The organism is Thermus sp. (assembly GCF_056332225.1).
This window is the reverse complement of the sequence record NZ_JBWGQW010000227.1, coordinates 1-595: the sequence shown is the minus strand read 5'-3', so window position 1 is coordinate 595 and position 595 is coordinate 1. Positions and strand designations below refer to the sequence as shown.

Here is a 595-nt window from a genome sequence, read left to right as displayed (position 1 = left end):
GGCCACCCGCTGCCGCTGCCCTCCGGAAAGCTCCCCAGGCCGCCTGAAGGCCAGCTCCAAAAGCCCTACCCGCTCCAAGAGGGCGAAGGCCGCCTTGCGGTCGGGCCTCGGCATCACCAGGAGGAGGTGCTCCAGGGCGGTGAGATGCGGCCAAAGGCCGAGGTCCTGGAAGACGTAGGCCACCTGGCGCCTCTCGGGGGGCAGCCGGGTCACGTCCCGCTCCCCGAGGAACACCCGCCCCCGGTCGGGGAGGAGGAGGCCAGCCACCAGGTTGAGGAGGGTGCTCTTGCCGCTTCCCGAGGCCCCGAGGAGGACCAGGATCTCCCCGGGGTGGACCTCGAGGCTCACCCCTCGCACCCCGCCCCCTTGCGGGAAGCGCTTGGTGACCTCCTGGAGCCTCACCACCTTCGGCCTCCAAGAGCCAGCAGGGGGAGGGTGGCCAGCGCGGCCAGGAGGAGCCCCAGGGCCAGAGCCAGCCCCACGGTGCGGACAGCCCGGGTCAGGGGCGGGGCCGGGAGCGGGGAGAGGGGGTCAACGTAACGGGCGGTGGTGGCCTCCAGGCTCTCCAGCACGGTCTGGAGGGGGCGGTAGACCT

The 595-nt window shown here is 72.8% G+C and carries 2 protein-coding genes; both read right to left on the bottom strand.

Annotated features, from left to right (window positions below; genetic code table 11):
- The coding region (locus tag AC01Y6_RS11055; RefSeq protein ID WP_476671577.1) for an ATP-binding cassette domain-containing protein at positions 1-405 on the bottom strand (405 nt) is incomplete at its 3' end.
- The coding region (locus AC01Y6_RS11050) for a hypothetical protein (RefSeq protein WP_476671576.1) at positions 399-595 on the bottom strand (197 nt) is incomplete at its 5' end. The genes AC01Y6_RS11055 and AC01Y6_RS11050, both read right to left, overlap by 7 nt.